The sequence below is a fragment of the Microbacterium sp. bgisy207 genome (assembly GCF_057706855.1).
The window spans coordinates 62,131-80,307 of record NZ_JBYIPB010000007.1 but is presented as its reverse complement, the minus strand read 5'-3'; the positions used below and the strand labels follow the sequence as shown (position 1 = coordinate 80,307).

Below are 18,177 nucleotides of genomic sequence, written 5' to 3'. Positions count from 1 at the left end.
GACTCGATAGCCTGGAACGATGACGGCACAGCGGATGGTCAGCGGAATCGGTGCGGCGACGGTTGCGGCCGACGGCACAGTTCTCGACACCTGGTACCCGGCGCCCCAGCTCGGCCCGCTGCGTGCGGACGCGGCAGCCCACGACGCGGCGCGAACCCTCGTCGCACAGGCGACCGGCGCCGATGATGTGCGCGCCGTGCGCATCGAGGCGGTCGAGGTCGAGATCGACCTCGACACGGCCCCGCGAGACACACCGGATGCCTACCTTCGCCTTCACGCGCTGTCGCACCGGCTCGTCGCACCCAACGACCTGAACCTCGACGGCATCTTCGGCGCGCTTCCCAACGTCGCCTGGACCAACGCCGGTCCCGTCGACCCGCGCGAGCTCCCCGCGCTGCGGGCTCGGCTTCGCCGCGCGGGCATCCAGGTGCAAGGTCTGGATAAGTTCCCGCGCCTCACCGACTACGTCACACCTCCGGGAGTGCGGATCGCCGACGCGTCGCGGGTCCGTCTGGGCGCATACCTCTCCCCCGGCACGACGGTCATGCACGAGGGATTCGTCAACTTCAACGCCGGCACTCTCGGCCAGAGCATGGTCGAGGGGCGGATCTCGCAGGGCGTCGTCGTCGGTGACGGAAGCGACATCGGCGGGGGCGCATCCATCATGGGCACGCTCTCCGGCGGTGGCGCACACCGGGTCTCGATCGGTCAGCGGACGCTGCTGGGCGCGAACGCCGGGATCGGGATCTCCCTCGGCGATGACTGCGTCGTCGAGGCGGGTCTGTACGTGACGGCCGGATCGAAGATCGTCCTCGCCGACGAGCCCGCGCGCGCCGACGGCAGCCGCCCGACGGTGAAGGGCGCCGACCTCTCCGGGCGGGGCGGCATCCTCTTTCGTCGCAACTCCGTGACCGGAGCGGTCGAAGCGGTCCGGCGGGCGGGCGTCGGCGTCACGCTCAATGACGCCTTGCACGCCTGACGGCGGCTGCGCTACACGCCCGGGTAGTTGCGCTCGGGTGAGCCGATGTAGAGCTGCTGAGGGCGCCCGATCTTGGTCTGCGGGTCGGTGATCGCCTCACGCCACTGCGCGATCCAGCCCGGCAGGCGCCCGATCGCGAACAGCACCGTGAACATGCGCGTCGGAAAGCCCATCGCCTTGTACATGACGCCCGTGTAGAAGTCCACGTTCGGGTAGAGACGACGTTCCTTGAAGTAATCGTCGTTGAGGGCGATCTCTTCGAGCTGCTTGGCCAGGTCCAGCAGCGGGTCGTGTACGCCGAGTTCGGAGAGGACTTCGTCCGCGGACTCCTTGACGAGCTTCGCACGCGGGTCGTAGTTCTTGTACACCCGGTGGCCGAAGCCCATGAGCTTGACGCCGTCCTCCTTGTTCTTGACCCGCTCGACGAAGCGCTGCACGCTCTCGCCGGACTCGCGGATCTGGGCGAGCATCGAGAGCACCGCTTCGTTGGCACCGCCGTGCAGCGGTCCGTAGAGCGCGTTGATGCCCGCCGAGATCGAGGAGAACTGGTTGGCGCCGGTTGAACCGACCAGGCGGACGGTGGAGGTCGAAGCGTTCTGCTCGTGGTCCTCGTGCAGGATGAGCAGACGCTCGAGGGCTCGGGAGATGACGGGGTTGACCTCGTAGATCTCGGAGAGGACGCCGAAGTTGAGCTTCAGGAAGTTGTCGACGAAGCTCAGGGAGTTGTCCGGGTACAAGAAAGCCTGACCGATGCTCTTCTTGTGCGCGTAGGCCGCGATCACGGGGAGCTTCGCCAGCAGGCGGATCGTGTTGACTTCGACGTGCTCGGGGTTGTGCGGGTCGGACTCGTCCTCGTAGTAGGTCGAGAGGGCCGCCGTCGCCGCCGACAGCACCGACATCGGGTGGGCGGTGGGCGGCAGGGAGCCGAAGAAACGCTTGAGGTCCTCGTGCAGCAGGGTGTGCCGACGGATGCGGGTGTCGAACGCCGCAAGTTCGTCGGCGGTGGGCAGTTCACCATAGATCAGCAGCCACGCAACCTCCAGGTACGTGCTGTGAGTCGCGAGCTGCTCGATCGGATAGCCACGGTAACGCAGGATGCCGGCGTCGCCGTCGATGTAGGTGATCGCCGACTTGGTCGACGCCGTGTTGACGAACCCGTAGTCCAGGGCCGTGAACCCCGTTTGCCGCGTGAATGTCGCGACATCGATGCTCGGGACGCCGTCGGTGCCCTGAAGCACGGGGAACTCGGCGGTCCGCTCGCCGACGGTCAGGATGGCCTTCTGCTGCGGGGTCTGCGCGTCGTCCACGGCGCCTCCTTGCGTTGTCTGGGGCTGTCGTCGGCACGCGAGTCGGGTTCGCCGCCTCGCGGAGCCGTCCGCGCACGAGTACGTGCCCGGGCTGCCCCTACAGCCTAGTAGTCCGCTCGGCCTACTGTGCGCACCGCCAAAGCAGGGGCCGTTTCGATGGAGATAAGCTCGCGATCTCGTCCTGACGGCACGTCACGGCATCCGGTATCAGCCCGCACGGAGGCGGTCTGCTGCCGCGGCGATGCGCTCATCCGTCGCCGTCAACGAGAGCCGCACGTGGCGCGCGTGGTCAGCCCCGTAGAACACCCCGGGCCCGACGAGGATGCCGCGTTGCGCGAACCACTCGACCGACGCCCATGCGTCCTCATCGCGAGTGAGCCAGAGGTACAGGCCTGCCTCGCTGCGATCGACGCGGAAACCCGCCTGCGCCACGGCAGGGCGCAGCACCTCACGGCGACGCCGGTAGCGCTCGCGCTGCTCGGCGACGTGGGCGTCATCGCGCAGCGCCGCCGTCATCGCCGCCTGAACCGGGGCGGGCGGCATGAGCCCCAGGTGTTTGCGGGCTGTCAGCATCCGACCGACGAGCACGGGGTCGCCCGCGACGAAGGCAGCACGGTATCCCGCGAGGTTCGACTGCTTGCTCAGCGAATACACCGAGAGCACCCCGGCGGGGTCGCCATCGGTCACCCGGGGGTCGAGGGCCGAGGGGATCGCCTCACCGTCCCACGGCGCGTCCCATCCGAGCTCTGCGTAGCACTCGTCGCTGGCGAGCACGGCGCCGAGCTCGCGAGCACGCTCCCGCGCCGCGCGCAGCCCGGCGACATCGAGGACCGCGCCATCGGGGTTTCCCGGCGAGTTCACCCAGATCAGTCGCGTCGGCTCCGGCCACTGGGCGGGGTCGTCGGAGGCCAGCGGGGTCGCCCCCACGAGACGTGCGCCGACCTCGTAGGTCGGATACGCAGCGACCGGGTGCACGACGACATCGCCCGGCCCGAGCCCCAACAGCAGCGGCAGCAGGGCCACCAGCTCCTTGGAGCCGATCGTTGGGAGCACCTGGTCCACCGTGAGCCCCGGCACGCGACGCCGACGCTCGTACCAGTCCACGATCGCTTCGCGCAGCGGCACGGTTCCCACGGTCTGCGGATACGCATGCGCATCGGTCGCCGCCGCGAGCGCCCGCGCAACCACCTCGGGGGTCGGATCCACCGGCGATCCGATCGAGAGATCCACGATGCCATCGGGGTGGGACCGGGCCTGCGCCGCGTACGGCGCCATTGCGTCCCACGGGTAATCGGCCAGATCGGCGACGCCCATCCTCGAGATCCGCGGTCAGTGACTCTGCGGGGGCAACTCAGCGATGACCGGGTGATCCTTGGGGATCACCCCGACCTTCGCGGCGCCTCCCGGCGAGCCCAGGTCGTCGAAGAACTCGACGTTTGCCTTGTAATAGTCCTGCCATTCCTCGGGCAGATCGTCTTCGTAGTAGATCGCCTCGACGGGGCAGACAGGCTCGCAGGCGCCGCAGTCCACGCACTCATCGGGGTGGATGTACAGGCTGCGTTCCCCCTCATAGATGCAGTCGACGGGGCACTCGTCGATGCAGGCGCGATCCTTGACATCGACGCACGGAAGGGCGATCACATACGTCACGGCAACAAGTCTAGTCGGCCACTCCGACCGCCCGGCCGCGATCGATCCGCTCGGGCCACGCCACGACGAACGTCGTGACCAGGGGAAGCCACAGCGTCCACACGATGCCGAGAATCGATTGCGGCACGATCACCGATCCACCCGCTCCGGTTCCCGACAGCACGAGCGACACGATCATCGCGCCGAGCCCCGTGGCAAGGGCAGCCCATCTGTCTGCCGTGAGCGCGCGTACCGCGATGATGACGGCACCCGCCGCGACCATCGCGAGTATCAGCCCGACTGGGAAGCCGAACACGCGGTAGGCGTGACTGATCGTTCCCGCGGCGCCGTAGATGGCACCGACCACCAACGCAACTGCCCACGCGGCAAGTCGCAGGAACGAGAAGCGTGGCACCGCTTCACTGTACCGCGCCGTGCCCCCGTGGACTCAGACCGCCAAACCCCACCACCGCAGCGCTGCAGCGACCGCGGCCGCGGCGACCACGACCACGAGGAACGGGGCACGCAGCATCAGCAGGCCCGCCGCCACGAGGATTGCGGGCACGCGGGCATCGACCACGATCTGCTGCCCGACCCCGAGGGTTTGGACCGCGACAAGCGCCGCGAGGAGGGCAACGGTCAGCAGATCGGCGATCCTCGCCGGTCGCGGCGCCTCGAGCACGCGAGTAGGCACCAGATACCCGGTGGCCTTGAGAGCCAGGCAGATGACGGATGCCAGGGCGATCGCGCTCCACAGGGTCATGGCAGCCCCTCTCGCTCGGGGAGATCGTCGGGCTCGTCGAGACCCTCGGCGGTGCCGGGGCCTCGGGTCGCTCCGCTTCCCCAGTCCAGCCACCCGACGACGATGGCCACCACAGCGGCAAGGAGGACCGGGAGTCCGGGCATCAGGGCGGGGGTCAGCACCGTGGCGACGACAGCGGCGGCGACACCGACGACGATGGGTTGCCTCCCGCGCAACCGCGGCCACAGCAAAGCGAGGAAAGCTGCCGCCGCCGCGGCATCCAGCCCATACGCTCGCGGGTCACCGAGCACGTCGCCCAGCAACGCGCCCGCCAGGGTGGAGAGGTTCCACCCGATGTAGATGCCGAGGCCGGTGACCCAGAAGCCGACGGTTCGGGCTCGGGGCGAGCTCTGTGCCAGAGCGACGGCCGTGGACTCGTCGATCGTGAACTGGGGCGCCGCGATCCGGGTGAACCGTCCCGGTGGCAGCAGCGTCGACATCCGGATCCCGTAGGCGACGTTTCGCACGCCGAGCAGCGCCGCCGAGGCGATCGCAGCGGGGATGGCGGCCAGTCCTCCCGCGGAGATGACGCCGACGAAGGCGAACTGCGATCCGCCGGTGAACATGACGAGGCTCAGCACACAGGTCTGCCAGACATCCAGCCCCGCGGCGACGGCCAATGCGCCGAACGAGATCCCGTAGGCGCTCGTGGCGATCGCGACACCCACACCCTGGCGCCACGCACCACGGGCCGTGTCTGTCTCGTCGTGTGCCGACGGGTCATGAGGCGACCGCATGCTCGCCATCCTCCCAGTCCGCGCGCCTCCGTGAGTCCGAAGGCGCGCGAGGCGCGCCCGTAGGCTGAACAGATGACCCGCTCTCCCCGCCACCGTGGACGCTCCCTCGCGGGAGTCCGCCGGGCCACCGCCGCCGCCATCTCCGCCGCCACGCTCGTTGCCCCGCTCCTTTCCGGATGCAGCCCCGCGGCGCCGTCGACGCCCCTGGGCGAGGCCTTCGCGGAAGCGCTGGCCGCCGCATCCGTGCCCGGCGGCGCGCTCGCGGTCCACCGGAACGGGGAAAGCGCGGTGTACCCGGCGGGCGTCGCTGACCTCGATGGCACTCCGGTCACCGACGACACCCTCTTCGGGTTCCGCAGTGTCACCAAGTCGTTCGTCACGACCGTCGTGCTCCAGCTCGCGGACGAGGGCATCCTCGACCTGGACGCTCCCGCCCCGACGGCGGGAACCGGGGTCGAGACGACCGCAACGATCGATGCCCTCGCCACCATGACCTCGGGAATCGCCAACTATTCGGCGCAACCAGGGCTGATCGACCTGCTGCGCGAGGAATGGACTCGCAGCTGGACCGACACGACCCTGTACGGGCTTGCCGACAGCGCATCCGAGCAGTTCTCGCCCGGAACGAGTTACGAGTACTCGAACACGAACACGGTCCTGCTCGGGCAGATCATCGACACCGCGACCGGGGAGAGCTGGCCCGAAGCGATCCAGACAGGCATCCTCCAGCCGCTACAGCTCGAGACGGTGGTCTACCCCGGGAACGCGCTGCCGCCCGAGGGCACCGCTGCGCCGTTCCAGGTGGATGCCGACGGCAGCGTCGAGGCGTTGCCGGAGGTCCGCGCGAGCGCGTTCTCGGCCGCCGGTGGGCTGTTCGGCACGGCGGGCGACCTCGCGACCTGGGCTGAAGCGCTGGGCTCCGGCACGCTCGTGTCTGCCTCTGCGCACGCGCACCGGCTTGGTGCGTTGCGCACTACGTCGCCGGATCCGCACAGCCCCTACTACGACGAGTACGGCTTCGGCATCGGACGCATCGGCGAATGGATCGGACACACGGGGAACGGACTCGGCTACCAGGCGCTCGCGATGTACCACCCGGAGACCGAGACGGCGGCCGCGATCGTCCTCAACGCGACGGGACCCGATTCCGACCTGCCCGCGCATCTTCTGGAACAGCTGGCGGATCTCATCCTCGCCGACTGAGCAGCGGGTCCAGAGCCGGTCACAGGACGCGTCAGGCGTTCGCGTCCTGGCGCTTCAGGCGCGACGCCGCGCGGCCACGCTCGGTCTGGTCGAGGATCACCTTGCGGATGCGCACCTTCTCGGGCGTCACCTCGACGCACTCGTCCTCGCGGGCGAACTCCAGGCTCTCTTCGAGCGAAAGCTGGCGCGGCGGCGTGAGACGCTCGAGCTCGTCCGCGGTGGAGGAGCGCATGTTCGTGAGCTTCTTCTCTTTGGTGATGTTCACGTCCATGTCGTCAGCGCGCGTGTTCTCGCCCACGACCATGCCCTCGTAGACCTCTTCGGTCGGCTGGACGAAGAAGCTCATCCGCTCCTGCAGCGCCATCATCGCGAAGGGGGTGACGACGCCGGCGCGGTCGGCGACGATCGAGCCGTTCTGGCGGGCGACGATGTGACCGGCCCAGTCGTCGTAGCCGTGCGAGATGGCGTTGGCGATACCGGTGCCGCGCGTGATCGAGAGGAACTCGGTGCGGAAGCCGATGAGACCGCGGGAGGGGACGATGAACTCCATCCGCACCCAGCCCGTACCGTGGTTGACCATCGTCTCCATACGGCCCTTGCGCGCGGCAAGCAGCTGCGTGATGGCGCCGAGGTACTCCTCGGGAGCATCGATCGTGAGGTGCTCGAACGGTTCCTGCACCTGCCCGTTCGGCCCCTTGCGGGTCACGACCTGGGGCTTGCCGACGGTGAGCTCGAAACCTTCGCGGCGCATGTTCTCGACGAGGATCGCGAGGGCCAGCTCCCCGCGGCCCTGCACCTCCCACGCATCCGGCCGGCCGATGTCGACGACCTTGATGGAGACGTTGCCGATGAGCTCGCGGTCGAGGCGATCCTTGACCATGCGCGCGGTGACCTTGTGGCCCTTGACCTTGCCGACCAGGGGCGAGGTGTTGGTGCCGATCGTCATCGAGATGGCGGGGTCGTCGACCGTGATCGCCGGCAGCGGGCGCACGTCCTCGGGGTCGGCGATCGTCTCGCCGATCGTGATCTCCTCGATGCCCGCGATCGCGACGATGTCGCCGGGACCGGCGGACTCGGCGGGGTAGCGCTCCAGCGCCCGGGTCTTCAGCAGCTCCGTGATCCGCGCGTTCGAGTGCGAGCCGTCGTGGCGCACCCACGCGACCGTCTGGCCCTTCTTCAGCGTGCCGTTGAAGACGCGCAGGAGGGCCAGGCGACCGAGGAAGGGGCTGGAGTCGAGGTTCGTGACCCACGCCTGCAGGGGAGCCTCGTCGTCGTACGAGGGGGCCGGGACGTGCTCGAGGATCGCCTCGAACAGCGGCTCGAGGTCGTCGTTGTCGGGAAGCGATCCGTTGGCGGGCCGATTGCGGGATGCCGCGCCCGCGCGTCCGGAGGCGTACACGACCGGCACGTCCAGCAGGGCGTCGACGTCGAGGTCGGGCACATCTTCCTGCAAGTCCGAGGCAAGCCCCAGCAGCAGGTCGTGGGACTCCTCCTCGACCTCGGCGATGCGGGCGTCGGGCCGGTCTGTCTTGTTCACGAGCAGGATGACGGGAAGCTTGGCCTCGAGCGCCTTGCGCAGCACGAAGCGCGTCTGCGGCAGGGGGCCCTCCGAGGCATCCACCAGCAGCACCACGCCGTCGACCATCGACAGGCCGCGCTCGACCTCGCCGCCGAAATCGGCGTGGCCGGGGGTGTCGATGACGTTGATCGTCACGGGAACGTCGGTGTGGGCGCCGTTGTAGGTGATCGCAGTGTTCTTCGCGAGGATCGTGATGCCCTTCTCGCGCTCGAGATCGTTCGAGTCCATCGCGCGCTCTTCGACGTGCGCGTGCTCCCCGAACGAGCCGGTCTGGCGCAGCATGGCGTCCACGAGGGTCGTCTTGCCGTGATCGACGTGCGCGACGATCGCGACGTTGCGGAGGTCCGAACGGAGGGCATGCGCCATGAGGGAATCCTTGCGGGTGGGGTGCTGCCGGGATGCCGGCACCCTCCAGGGTATCTCAGGCAGGCTTCGTGCCCGCGGAACCGATAGCCGCCCTGGACGCGGGGGCGGACCCGTCAGCCGGAGGCTTGTTCCGCCAGCAGCGCTGCCCGAGCCTCGCGTCGCTGACGCTGCTCGGCGGGGTCGGGCACGGGGACCGCGGCGATCAGGCGCTTGGTGTAGTCATCCTGCGGGTTGCGCAGGATCTGCTCCTTCGTGCCCTGCTCGACGATCTTGCCGTGCTGCATGACCGCGATGCGATCCGCGAGGAGGTCCACCACGGCGAGGTCGTGAGTGACGAACAACGTCGCGAACTGCTTCTCCTTCTGGATCGCCTGCAGCAGCTCGAGCACCCTCGCTTGCACCGACACGTCGAGCGCACTCGTCGGTTCATCGGCGACGAGAACCGTCGGGTCCAGGGCAAGGGCTCGCGCGATACCGATACGTTGGCGCTGGCCGCCCGAGAGCTCGTGGGGATACCTGTTTCGGAAGTCGCGGGGCAGCTCGACGAGATCCAGGAGCTCTTCGACCCGCCGGGAGATCTCCTGACGGCCACGACCGGCCAGTTCGAGCGGCTCACCGATCGACTCGCCGACGGGCCAGCGCGGGTTCAAGGAGGATCCCGGGTCCTGGAACACGATCCCGAGCTTGCGACGCACCGCGCGCAACTCCTTGGCGCTCACGCCGACCATGTCCTGGCCGGCGACACGAAGGCTTCCCTCTGCGATCGGCACGAGGCCGACAATGGCGCGGGCGATCGTCGTCTTACCGGATCCGGACTCCCCCACCAGGCCCAGCACCTCACCCGGCTGGATCGAGAGTGTGGCATCCGACACCGCCCGGAACGCGGGAACGCGTCCCCGCTTGGGGTACTCGATCGAGACGTTCTCCAGACGCAGCGCGGCAGTGGACTCGTCGCGCCGGCTCTCCTCCTCGGTCTTGGCTTCGCCCAGGCCCAGGTGCGGCACGGATGCCATGAGCGCGCGGGTGTACGGATGCTCGGCCTCGCCGAACACCTGGGATGCGGGACCGTACTCGACGACGTCGCCGTCCTTCATCACCATGACGTCGTCGGCCATGTCTGCGACGACCCCCATGTCGTGCGTGATGAGGATGATCGCGGAGTCGAGCTTCGTGTGGAGGTTTCGAAGCAGGTCGAGAATCTCGGCTTGAACCGTCACATCCAGCGCGGTCGTGGGCTCGTCGGCGACGAGCACGCGGGGCTCCAGCGAGATCGATTGCGCGATCATCGCGCGCTGACGCTGACCGCCCGAGAGCTGATGCGGATACGAGTTGAACGCCTTGAGCGGATCGGGCATCTCGACCAGGCGGAGCAGCTCGAGCGAGCGCTCCTTCGCCTGCTTGCGGGTCATGCCGGGTCGGTGAGTCATGAGCGCTTCGGAGATCTGGAAGCCCACCGTGTACACCGGATTGAGCGCGGTCATCGGCTCCTGGAAGATCGCGGCGATTCCCTCACCGCGCACCTTCCGCAGGACCTCGGGACGGGCGCCGACGAGCTCCTTGCCGGCGAGCTTGGCACTGCCGTGCACGCGGGCGTTCTTGGGGAGCAGACCCATGATGGCCATGCTGCTGGTGCTCTTTCCCGAGCCCGACTCGCCCACGATCGCCAGGACCTTCCCCGGCATCAGGTCGTAGCTGACGTGCTTGGCGGCCGCGACCCAGCTCCCCCCGACGAAGAACTCCACTCCGAGGTTCGAGACCGACAGCGCAGGGCCTGCGGTCGATGCGGAGGCGGTCTCCGCGGCCCGGTCACGGCGGCTGGAACGGCCGCCCGTGCGCGGCTGGTCAGAGGTCATCGTTCGTTCTCCCGTGTCAGGATGGGCGCATGCCCGAACCGGTCACTCTTCGCCCTCGCGGCGGAATGATCATCGCCGCGATCGCCCTGATGATCACGGCAGCAGCACTGGTGTTCATCGTCGTGGACGGCGGTCTGCTCGAGCTCGCCCGCTGGGCGTGGCCGGTCGTCCTGCTCGGGTGGGGCGCATGGTTGCTGTACCTGCGCCCGTTCGTGCGCGTATCCGAAGGTTTCGTCGAGGTGAGCAACATCGTTCGCACGTACCGCGTGCCGTGGAGCGACATCGAAACGATCGAGTCGCGCTTCGCACTCACGATCCGTACACGCAGTGGCCGCACCATCCGGGCCTGGGCGGCGCCGGCTCCCGGTGCCCGCCAGGCCCTGTCGACGCAGCGCGCGGACGTCGCCCACACGCCGGGAGACGACGACACCCGCCGGCCGTCCGATGCCGAGGGAACCGCCTCGGGCGATGCGGCGGGGCTCGTGCGCCGCGAACTCGACCGGCACCGTCGCGAGGACTCCCCGCTCAGCAGCGCTCCTGCTGCCGGTGAGGCGGTGGTCACGTGGCATCCGCTGCTGATCGCCGGCACGGCCGTCCTGACGGCTGCCGCGGTGCTGAGCCTGGTCCTGCCTCACGGCTGATCACCCGGCCTATCACCGCGGTCGCCTCGCGCATCGGGTGGACCCGATCTCTCCCCCAGATCGGTGAACTCGTCGATGTACGGCGCGTCGGATGCCGAGGTCGGACCCTCCACCATCGTGACCGCCTGTACCGAAGGGATCGCGGCGACCGCGCGCGCTGCCTTGCGACGGCTGACCTTCGCCTGCTGACGTGGGTCGAACGCGTCGCGCAGACCGTCACCGATGAAGTTGATGCACAGCGCCAAGAGGATGATGAACAGACCCGGCCACCAGAACAGCCACGGGCGCGTGCGGAATGCCTCGCGATACTCGGAGATGATCTGGCCGAGGGACACATCCGGATACTGGATGCCGAAGCCCAGGAAGCTCAGCGCCGCCTCCGTCAGCACGGCGGCACTCATGAGCAGGGTCGTGTTGACGATGATGACGCCGACGGCGTTCGGAAGGATATGCCGGAAGATGATGCGCGCGTTGCTCGCACCGGCGACGCGGGCGGCATCGACGAACTCGCGTTCTCGCAGCGACAGGAAGTCACCGCGCACGAGCCGGGCAAGTCCGGTCCAGCTCAGGATGCCCAGGAACAGACCGAACACGAACGCATTTCCGCCGAACAGCTTCCCCATGATCGAGCCGAGAACGATGATCGGGATGATGATGATGACGTCCGTGAACCGCATGATGAGCGAGTCCGACCAGCCGCGGAAGTACCCGGAGACCGCGCCCAGGCTCACGCCGACGATCAACGAGACCAGGCCGACGAGGAACATCACGGTGATCGACTGCTGTGTACCGCGCATGACCTGGGCGAACACGTCCTTGCCCAGGGTGTCTTGACCGAACGGGTGCTCCCCGAGGCTGAACGGCCACAGCGTGAGAGTCGGCTGCCCGCCGTTGACGATGGGGTAGGCGGTCCACCAGTCGAGCGGCCACCACCCTGGGATGCGCCATCCGTTGATCGTCAGAACGCCGGACGCGTCTGCCTGCAACGCGCCAGTTCCGCCGATCACCGTACCGACCGAGGTGAACGCCAGCAGGATGATGAGCACGAGCACGACGAGCGCGGTCATTGCGAGCTTGTGACGGAAGAACCGGCGGCGCACGAGCGCGCCCTGGCTCATGCCGGCGACGGCCTTCTGTTCGATCGTCTGCTCGGACCCGCGGTCCTGCGGAGCGTCGGTGGGAATCGGAGTCGCCATGTCAGTTCACCCGGATCCGTGGGTCGAGAGCGGAGTAGAGAAGATCGGCGATCAGGTTGAAGATCACTGCCAGGACGCCGGTGACAACGAAGAAGCCCATCACGAGGTTCACATCGCCGTGTTCCAGTCCGTCGACGAAGAGCGACCCCATGCCCTTCCACGCGAAGATCGTCTCGGTGATCACCGCACCACCGATCAGCGCTCCGATGTCGAAGGCGATGATCGTCGCGATCGGGATGAGGGCGTTTCGCATCGCGTGGCGCACGACCACCGTGCGCTCGGTAAGGCCCTTCGCCCGGGCGGTACGGACGTAGTCCTGGTTCATGACTTCGAGCAGGCTCGACCGGGTATAGCGCGTGTACGCGGCGATCGAGACCACCGCGAGCGCGATCGTCGGGAGGACGAGGTGCGAGAAGCCGTCGAGGATCTCGAACCACATATCGCCTTGTAGGCCGGGCGTCCGCGAGCCGATCGTGGCGATGACACCGCTCTGGGGGATCCGCTGCACGTAGTCCGGGTACACCAGCAGGACGCGGTCGATCACGATCACGAAGAACGCGATGAAGCTCACGATCGCAGCGGTTCGCGCGGCTTCCCGTTTGCCGTCTCCGCCGACCAGGATCCCCACGAGGATGCCGATGCCGATCGCGGCGATGCCGAGCAGGACAAGCATCCAGCCCTCGGGGACGTAGAAGAAGAGGTACTGCAGCGGGAAGTACGCTGCGACCCAGATGGCCACGGTGATCAGCGAGGCGAGCAGGGCCCGGCGGTTTGCCAGCCCCGTCGAGATCGCCGTCACACCGACGGCGGCACCGATACCCGTGATGATGACGCCGATCAGTCCGATCGTCGGCTGAGCGAACCAGTTCGTCACGCCGAGCAGTCCCAGAAGGCCCGCGCCGGCGACGAACGCCGATCCGAAAGTGATGAGGCGTGTTCGCCAGCTGCCGCCGAGGAGGCTCATGAACACGACTCCGGATATCAGCCCGGTGATGAGAACGGCGAGCCAGGTGACGTTGGGATCGGCGAGGAACTCATTGAATCGGATGGCACCGTACTCCTTCAGGAGCACCGCCACCCAGAAGATCGGGAGCGAGTAGACGATGAAGGTCAAGAAGGTGACGCTGTAGTCGAACCCGCTGTACTGCCGCAGCGCGGTGAGGATACCGATCGTGACACCGACGAGGATGGCGATGATCGTCGCGGCCGTCACCAGCTGGATGGTGGATCCGGCTGCCGAGGCCAGCGCTTCGGTCACAGGCTGGTTACCACGGGTGTAGGCCACGCCGAGGTCGCACTGCAGAATGAGACACTTCGCCGCTCCGCCCAGCCACGTGAAGTAACGGACGACCGGCGGAAGGTCGAGGTTGAGGATCTCGATGCGATACGCGATCTGCTCTTCGCGGTTCGGTGCACTGCTCCCGCGGAGGTCTCGCAGCGGGTCGCTGCCGATCGCGGTGAGGGTGTAGACGATGAACGACGCGACGAGGAGGACGAGCAGGATTGCGCCCAGCCGCCTCAGCAGGAATGTCAGCACGTTCGGCCTCGCGGGTTCGCAGACTCAGGTGTCATGGGGGTGTTCCGTTCGGGGCAAAGCTTTGCCCAAAGGTACTACGGCATGCGGTGTCGCGGCGGGTCGCCCCGACACAGCTGTGGGCGCCGAGGGGTCACCTCGGCGCCCACGCTATTGCTGTCGACTTCGTCGGAAGCGGCTCTCACCGCTTCCGACGAAGCAGGGATCAACCCTCAGCGTCGACCGGCGCCCACTCCCAGAAGTTCCAGAAGTAGTCCGGGCTCAGCGGCATGGCCTTCACTCCGGTCACGCGGTCGCTCGAAACGAGCAGGCCGGGGAACTGGAAGATCGGGATCGTCACTGCATCCGACCAGATGCCCATCTCGGCCTCGTTGAGGAGGTCGGTCTGCGCGTCGTAGTCCGAGGTGACGTTGAGTGTCTCCAGCGCAGCCGTGACGTCCTCGTTGCAGTAGCCGTTGTAGTTGCCACCCTTCGTGTCCGGAGCCGCGAAGTCGTAGCAGGCGTAGATCTGGTCCGAGCCACCCACGGCGAGACTGGTCTGCGACCAGGCGAAGATCGTCGCGTCGTGAGGGTTGATCGGGTTGATCGACGGGTCGGTGAACTCCCAGTTCGGCTCGCTCTGATCGACGAGCTGGAAGCCCGCCTGAGCAGCCGACGAGGCGATGAGCTCGAACTCCTGGCCGCGACGGACGTTGCCCTCGGGGTACCAGAAGCCCACCTCGATCGGCGTCGTCACACCCGCGTCGGCGAGGAGCTGGATCGCGCCCTCGATGTCGACGTCCGCGTAGTCGGCCGAGCCGTTGTCGGCGGTGAGGATCGGGTACCGCACGGTGTCAGCAGGGCTCACGAGGTTCGTGTTGCGCACCTCGGCGTCGGGGTTGAGCGGCTTGATGATCTTGTCCACGATCTCCTGGCGGGGAATCGTCTTCAAGAACGCCTGGCGGACGGCGAGAGCCTTGGCCTCGTCGCCACCGTAGGTCGCGGGGTCGAACGGACCGCCGTTGTTGACGGTGAGGTCGACGTGCTCGTGCGAGGCCTGAACGCCGGTCTGAACCTCCGCCGTCGCGATGCCCTCGGCGACCTGGAGGATGTCAGCGGTGGGCTGACCCGTCCAGATGTCGAGCTCGCCGGCCTCGAGGGCCTGGAGCGCCGTCGTTGCGTCGCCGATGGCGCGAACCGTGATGCGCTCGAACTTCGGCGAGGGACCCCACGTGTACAGCGGGTTCGCGATGAGGGTCGTGTACTGGTCCTCAGCGGTCTCCTCGATCGTGTACGCACCGCTGGTCAGGGCGGCCGCGGGGCTATCGGGCAGCGTGGTGTAGGCGTAGCCGTCGTTCCACGCGGTGCCGAGAGCGTCGAGAACCGCGTCGTCACCGTTGGTGATCGCGTCGACCACGTTCTGCTTCGCGGTCTCGGCGAAGCTCTTTGCCGCTTCGCTGTAGGCATCCCAGTCGCCCTGCTCGCCCGAAGCCGAGTAGGTGTCCCACGCTGCCTGGACGTCTGCGTACTCCTCGGGGAACGCGAGCGCGTAGGTGCCGTGCGCCGAGACGCCGAGGATTCCACCCGAGGCGCCGCCGATCAGCTCCCAGTCGACGTACGGCTCGTCGTAGACGAGGGTGATCGTCTTGTCGCCGGTTTCAGGCGTCGAGGTGATGAGATTGAACCCGGTCGTTGAGGCAGGCGAGAATGCGTCGCTCACATTGCCCGACATCGCTGCCCACTGCAGCAGCATGTCGGCCTCGTCAATCGGCACACCGTCGGACCACACCGCATCGGCGGTGATCGTGTACTCAACGGTGAGCGGGTCATCGCTCACCTTCTCATATGTACCGAAGTCCGTGTTCGATACGAACTCCGGGGTGTTGTTGTAGTACCCGAACGGGGTGTCGGTCATGTACTTGATGTTGCCGTTGGCCGTGTTGTTGCCAGCCGAGCTGTCGTCGTTGAAGTGGAAGAAGCCCTCGTTGTACGCAACGGTGACCTCGGTGTTCTCCACGACATCCGACTGATAGGGGTTGCTGCAGCCGGCGAGCACGAGGGCTCCCACCGCAACGACGCCTACGCCCGCCGCAAGACGTGCGATCTTCACATTTCCTCCTGTGCAAGGGGTTGTGTGCCGGGGGCGCGATCGACCCCGGCACGGATGGAAAAACCCTAAGCGCGGGCTGTGAGTTGTTCAAAACCTGAGGCCGAAAAGTTACATACCCTTAACTCGACAGCAGTTGTATGTGGCAATCTGACAAGGTGAACCCCCCGAAGCGGCCTCCTGTTGTGAGCGAAGTGCTGAACGTTCCTCGGGTGGAGGGGCAGGCGCGTCTGCGGCTGACCTGGGAACTGTGGATCGTTCTCGCGATCACCGTCGGCCAGTCCGCGCTCTACAGCGTGCTGTCCTTCATCCGCTCGCTCATTCGCGCCGCTCAGGAAAACCAGACGCTCGCGCAACAGCAGACTCAGCTGAACCCCAACCGGGACGCTGAGGCGCTGTGGAATGCGCTGTACCAGTTCCTGAACATCTTCTTCGGTGTGGCACTCGTGGCGCTGGTCGTCTATTTGCTGTGGGAGCCGGGGTCCAACGCCCTGCGGCGGATCGGTCTGGACTTCTCTCGCTTCGGCGGAGACCTCGGCCGCGCCCTGCTGCTGGGCGCCGCGATCGGCATCCCGGGGCTCGCACTCTACATCGTCGGGCGCGCGCTCGGCGTGACACTTCAGGTGAGCGCGTCGCCGCTGGATGCCGCGTGGTGGACAGTTCCGCTGCTGATCCTCGCCGCCCTCCGAGCTGGACTCACGGAAGAGGTGATCTTCCTGGGCTACCTGTTCGATCGCCTCCGCCGGTTCGGCTGGAACTGGTGGGCCATCATCCTCACCACCGCGGGCCTGCGCGCTGCCTACCACGCCTACCAGGGCTTCGGCGCGATCATCGGCAACTTCGCGATGGGCGTCGTCTTCGGCTGGTGCTATCGCCGCTGGGGCCGCGTCATGCCCCTCGTGATCGCCCATACCCTCATCGACATCGTGGCCTTCATCGGCTACCCCCTAGCGGTAACCCTCTTCCCCTCCGTCTTCTAACCCCGCGCCTGCGCCGCCCCCTCGCGCAAAGAACCGCGAACAAGCCACGTCGTCGCGAACGAGCCCGCATTGCCGGATGCTTCGGCGTAGCGCGGCTCGTTCGCGTTGGACCCACCCCTCCCCAGGGTGGGTTTCGGGCGGGTTGTTCGGGTCGTGGGCCCAGGGGCGGCGGGTGTGGTGGCGCGCGGCAGGAGGGTGGGGCGATGCACGCGCTACCTCACCGAGACGGATGGATGCTGAGCGCCAACCCGGATCCGCTGCTTCCCCGCCGGCTTCGCGATGGCCTCGCATCGGGACGGTTCATTCGCGTCCGTCCGGGCGTATACGCTGCCCCCGACGAGTGGCGCGCTCTGGCCGCGCACGAGCGGTACACCGAGCGAGTACGCGCCCACACGCTTGTGCGGCCAGGCGACACCCTCGGATTCGAGTCCGCGGCCGTCTGCCTCGGTCTGCCGATCTTCGGTGAACCGCGAGACATCCACATCCTTCTGCCTCCCGGGTCCGCGACGCGGCGACGGTCGGGGATCGTCGAGCACGCCGGAGAAATCGACAGGGCAACCATCACTCGCGATGGGGTTCGCGTTGCGGATGTCGCAACGACGGCTCTCGATCTGGCACGCGTCCTCAGCCCGGCCTATGCCCTCGCCGTCGTCGATGCGGCGATTCAGGGTGAGCGCCGAGACCGAACCACCATCTCCGACCTCCGGCTCCTCGCGCGTTGCCAAGCCCGAGCACGCAATGCACGGCAGCTGACCTGGCTTTTCGCGCACGCCACAACACTCGCTGAGTCGGCGGGCGAGTCGGTGAGCCGCGCAGTCATCGGATGGCTCGGCTTTCCGGCTCCTCAGTTGCAGGCGGAATTCCCTCACCGCGAGGGAATCGACCGGGTCGACTTCTGGTGGCGGGACGCATCATTCGTCGGAGAATCCGACGGCTACCTCAAATACCTTTCGGTAGCTCCGGATCTCGCCGCCCGCCGCCTCATCGAAGAAAAACGGCGAGAGGACCGCGTCCGTGCCCGCGTACGCGCATTCACCCGGTGGACCTGGGCTGACCTCTTCGCCGGGTTGACACTGCGCGATCGCTTCGTCGCAGCCGGGCTCACCCCGATCGCCCCACCCGACCACGCTCTCCTCGCGACGCTCCGGCGGGTTCGGTCCGTCGGACACTGACGCCGAACAAGCCGGCCTCCCGCGAACAAGCCGGCAATGCGGGCTGGTTCGGCAACGAGCGGCTTGTTCGCGGATGTGGGTGGGTGGGGCGGGGTGGGTGGGGCGGGGTGGGT

The 18,177-nt window shown here is 67.5% G+C and carries 16 protein-coding genes; 5 read left to right on the top strand and 11 right to left on the bottom strand.

What is annotated here, in order from left to right; genetic code table 11:
* Positions 1-19: 19 nt before the first annotated feature.
* The gene (gene dapD, locus AC3ENO_RS08310; protein WP_434970176.1) at positions 20-979 is read left to right on the top strand and encodes a 2,3,4,5-tetrahydropyridine-2,6-dicarboxylate N-succinyltransferase; all 960 of its coding nucleotides are present in this window, start codon (positions 20-22) and stop codon (positions 977-979) included.
* Positions 980-990: 11 nt separating this feature from the next.
* On the opposite strand, the gene AC3ENO_RS08305 is transcribed toward dapD, so the two are convergent.
* The 6 genes from AC3ENO_RS08305 to AC3ENO_RS08280 all read right to left on the bottom strand — a co-directional run bounded on the left by AC3ENO_RS08305 (position 991) and on the right by AC3ENO_RS08280 (position 5,454).
* On the bottom strand, positions 991-2,286 hold the full coding sequence (locus AC3ENO_RS08305) for a citrate synthase (protein ID WP_434970175.1): 1,296 nt from the start codon (positions 2,284-2,286) through the stop codon (positions 991-993).
* Positions 2,287-2,493: 207 nt separating this feature from the next.
* Positions 2,494-3,600, bottom strand: a complete 1,107-nt coding sequence (gene dapC / locus AC3ENO_RS08300; protein ID WP_434970174.1) for a succinyldiaminopimelate transaminase — start codon at positions 3,598-3,600, stop codon at positions 2,494-2,496.
* 15 nt (positions 3,601-3,615) lie between these two features.
* The gene (fdxA, locus tag AC3ENO_RS08295; protein ID WP_434970173.1) at positions 3,616-3,936 is read right to left on the bottom strand and encodes a ferredoxin; all 321 of its coding nucleotides are present in this window, start codon (positions 3,934-3,936) and stop codon (positions 3,616-3,618) included.
* Positions 3,937-3,946: 10 nt separating this feature from the next.
* Positions 3,947-4,330, bottom strand: a complete 384-nt coding sequence (locus AC3ENO_RS08290; protein WP_434970172.1) for a histidinol dehydrogenase — start codon at positions 4,328-4,330, stop codon at positions 3,947-3,949.
* 33 nt (positions 4,331-4,363) lie between these two features.
* The gene (locus AC3ENO_RS08285) at positions 4,364-4,678 is read right to left on the bottom strand and encodes an AzlD domain-containing protein (protein WP_434970171.1); all 315 of its coding nucleotides are present in this window, start codon (positions 4,676-4,678) and stop codon (positions 4,364-4,366) included.
* Positions 4,675-5,454 (bottom strand): AzlC family ABC transporter permease, encoded by a 780-nt coding sequence (locus tag AC3ENO_RS08280; protein ID WP_434970170.1) that lies wholly within the window; start codon positions 5,452-5,454, stop codon positions 4,675-4,677. Before AC3ENO_RS08280 ends, AC3ENO_RS08285 begins: the two co-directional genes overlap by 4 nt.
* Positions 5,455-5,526: 72 nt before the next feature.
* Here AC3ENO_RS08280 and AC3ENO_RS08275 point away from each other — a divergent pair, with 72 nt between their 5' ends.
* The gene (locus tag AC3ENO_RS08275) at positions 5,527-6,657 is read left to right on the top strand and encodes a serine hydrolase domain-containing protein (RefSeq protein WP_434970169.1); all 1,131 of its coding nucleotides are present in this window, start codon (positions 5,527-5,529) and stop codon (positions 6,655-6,657) included.
* A 31-nt stretch (positions 6,658-6,688) separates the two neighbouring features.
* On the opposite strand, the gene typA is transcribed toward AC3ENO_RS08275, so the two are convergent.
* Both typA and AC3ENO_RS08265 read right to left on the bottom strand, forming a co-directional pair.
* Positions 6,689-8,602, bottom strand: coding sequence for a translational GTPase TypA (typA, locus tag AC3ENO_RS08270; RefSeq protein WP_434970168.1), 1,914 nt, complete (start codon positions 8,600-8,602; stop codon positions 6,689-6,691).
* Positions 8,603-8,715: 113 nt separating this feature from the next.
* Complete coding sequence (locus AC3ENO_RS08265; RefSeq protein WP_434970167.1) at positions 8,716-10,455, bottom strand: dipeptide ABC transporter ATP-binding protein; 1,740 nt, start codon at positions 10,453-10,455, stop codon at positions 8,716-8,718.
* Positions 10,456-10,484: 29 nt separating this feature from the next.
* On the opposite strand from AC3ENO_RS08265, the gene AC3ENO_RS08260 reads away from it, so the two are divergent.
* Positions 10,485-11,096, top strand: coding sequence for a hypothetical protein (locus AC3ENO_RS08260; RefSeq protein ID WP_434970166.1), 612 nt, complete (start codon positions 10,485-10,487; stop codon positions 11,094-11,096).
* Here AC3ENO_RS08260 and AC3ENO_RS08255 read toward each other — a convergent pair.
* The 3 genes from AC3ENO_RS08255 to AC3ENO_RS08245 all read right to left on the bottom strand — a co-directional run bounded on the left by AC3ENO_RS08255 (position 11,087) and on the right by AC3ENO_RS08245 (position 15,915).
* Entirely contained in the window at positions 11,087-12,292 is a 1,206-nt protein-coding gene (locus AC3ENO_RS08255) for an ABC transporter permease (protein ID WP_434970165.1), read from the bottom strand. The genes AC3ENO_RS08260 and AC3ENO_RS08255 overlap by 10 nt on opposite strands.
* Before the next feature lies 1 nt (position 12,293).
* Positions 12,294-13,829 (bottom strand): ABC transporter permease, encoded by a 1,536-nt coding sequence (locus AC3ENO_RS08250; RefSeq protein WP_434970164.1) that lies wholly within the window; start codon positions 13,827-13,829, stop codon positions 12,294-12,296.
* A gap of 202 nt (positions 13,830-14,031) precedes the next feature.
* The gene (locus tag AC3ENO_RS08245) at positions 14,032-15,915 is read right to left on the bottom strand and encodes an ABC transporter family substrate-binding protein (protein ID WP_434970163.1); all 1,884 of its coding nucleotides are present in this window, start codon (positions 15,913-15,915) and stop codon (positions 14,032-14,034) included.
* A 182-nt stretch (positions 15,916-16,097) separates the two neighbouring features.
* Between AC3ENO_RS08245 and AC3ENO_RS08240 the strand changes: the two genes are divergently transcribed.
* Complete coding sequence (locus AC3ENO_RS08240) at positions 16,098-16,892, top strand: CPBP family intramembrane glutamic endopeptidase (protein WP_434970162.1); 795 nt, start codon at positions 16,098-16,100, stop codon at positions 16,890-16,892.
* A 203-nt stretch (positions 16,893-17,095) separates the two neighbouring features.
* Positions 17,096-18,064, top strand: coding sequence for a hypothetical protein (locus tag AC3ENO_RS08235; protein ID WP_434970161.1), 969 nt, complete (start codon positions 17,096-17,098; stop codon positions 18,062-18,064).
* Positions 18,065-18,177 lie beyond the last annotated feature (113 nt).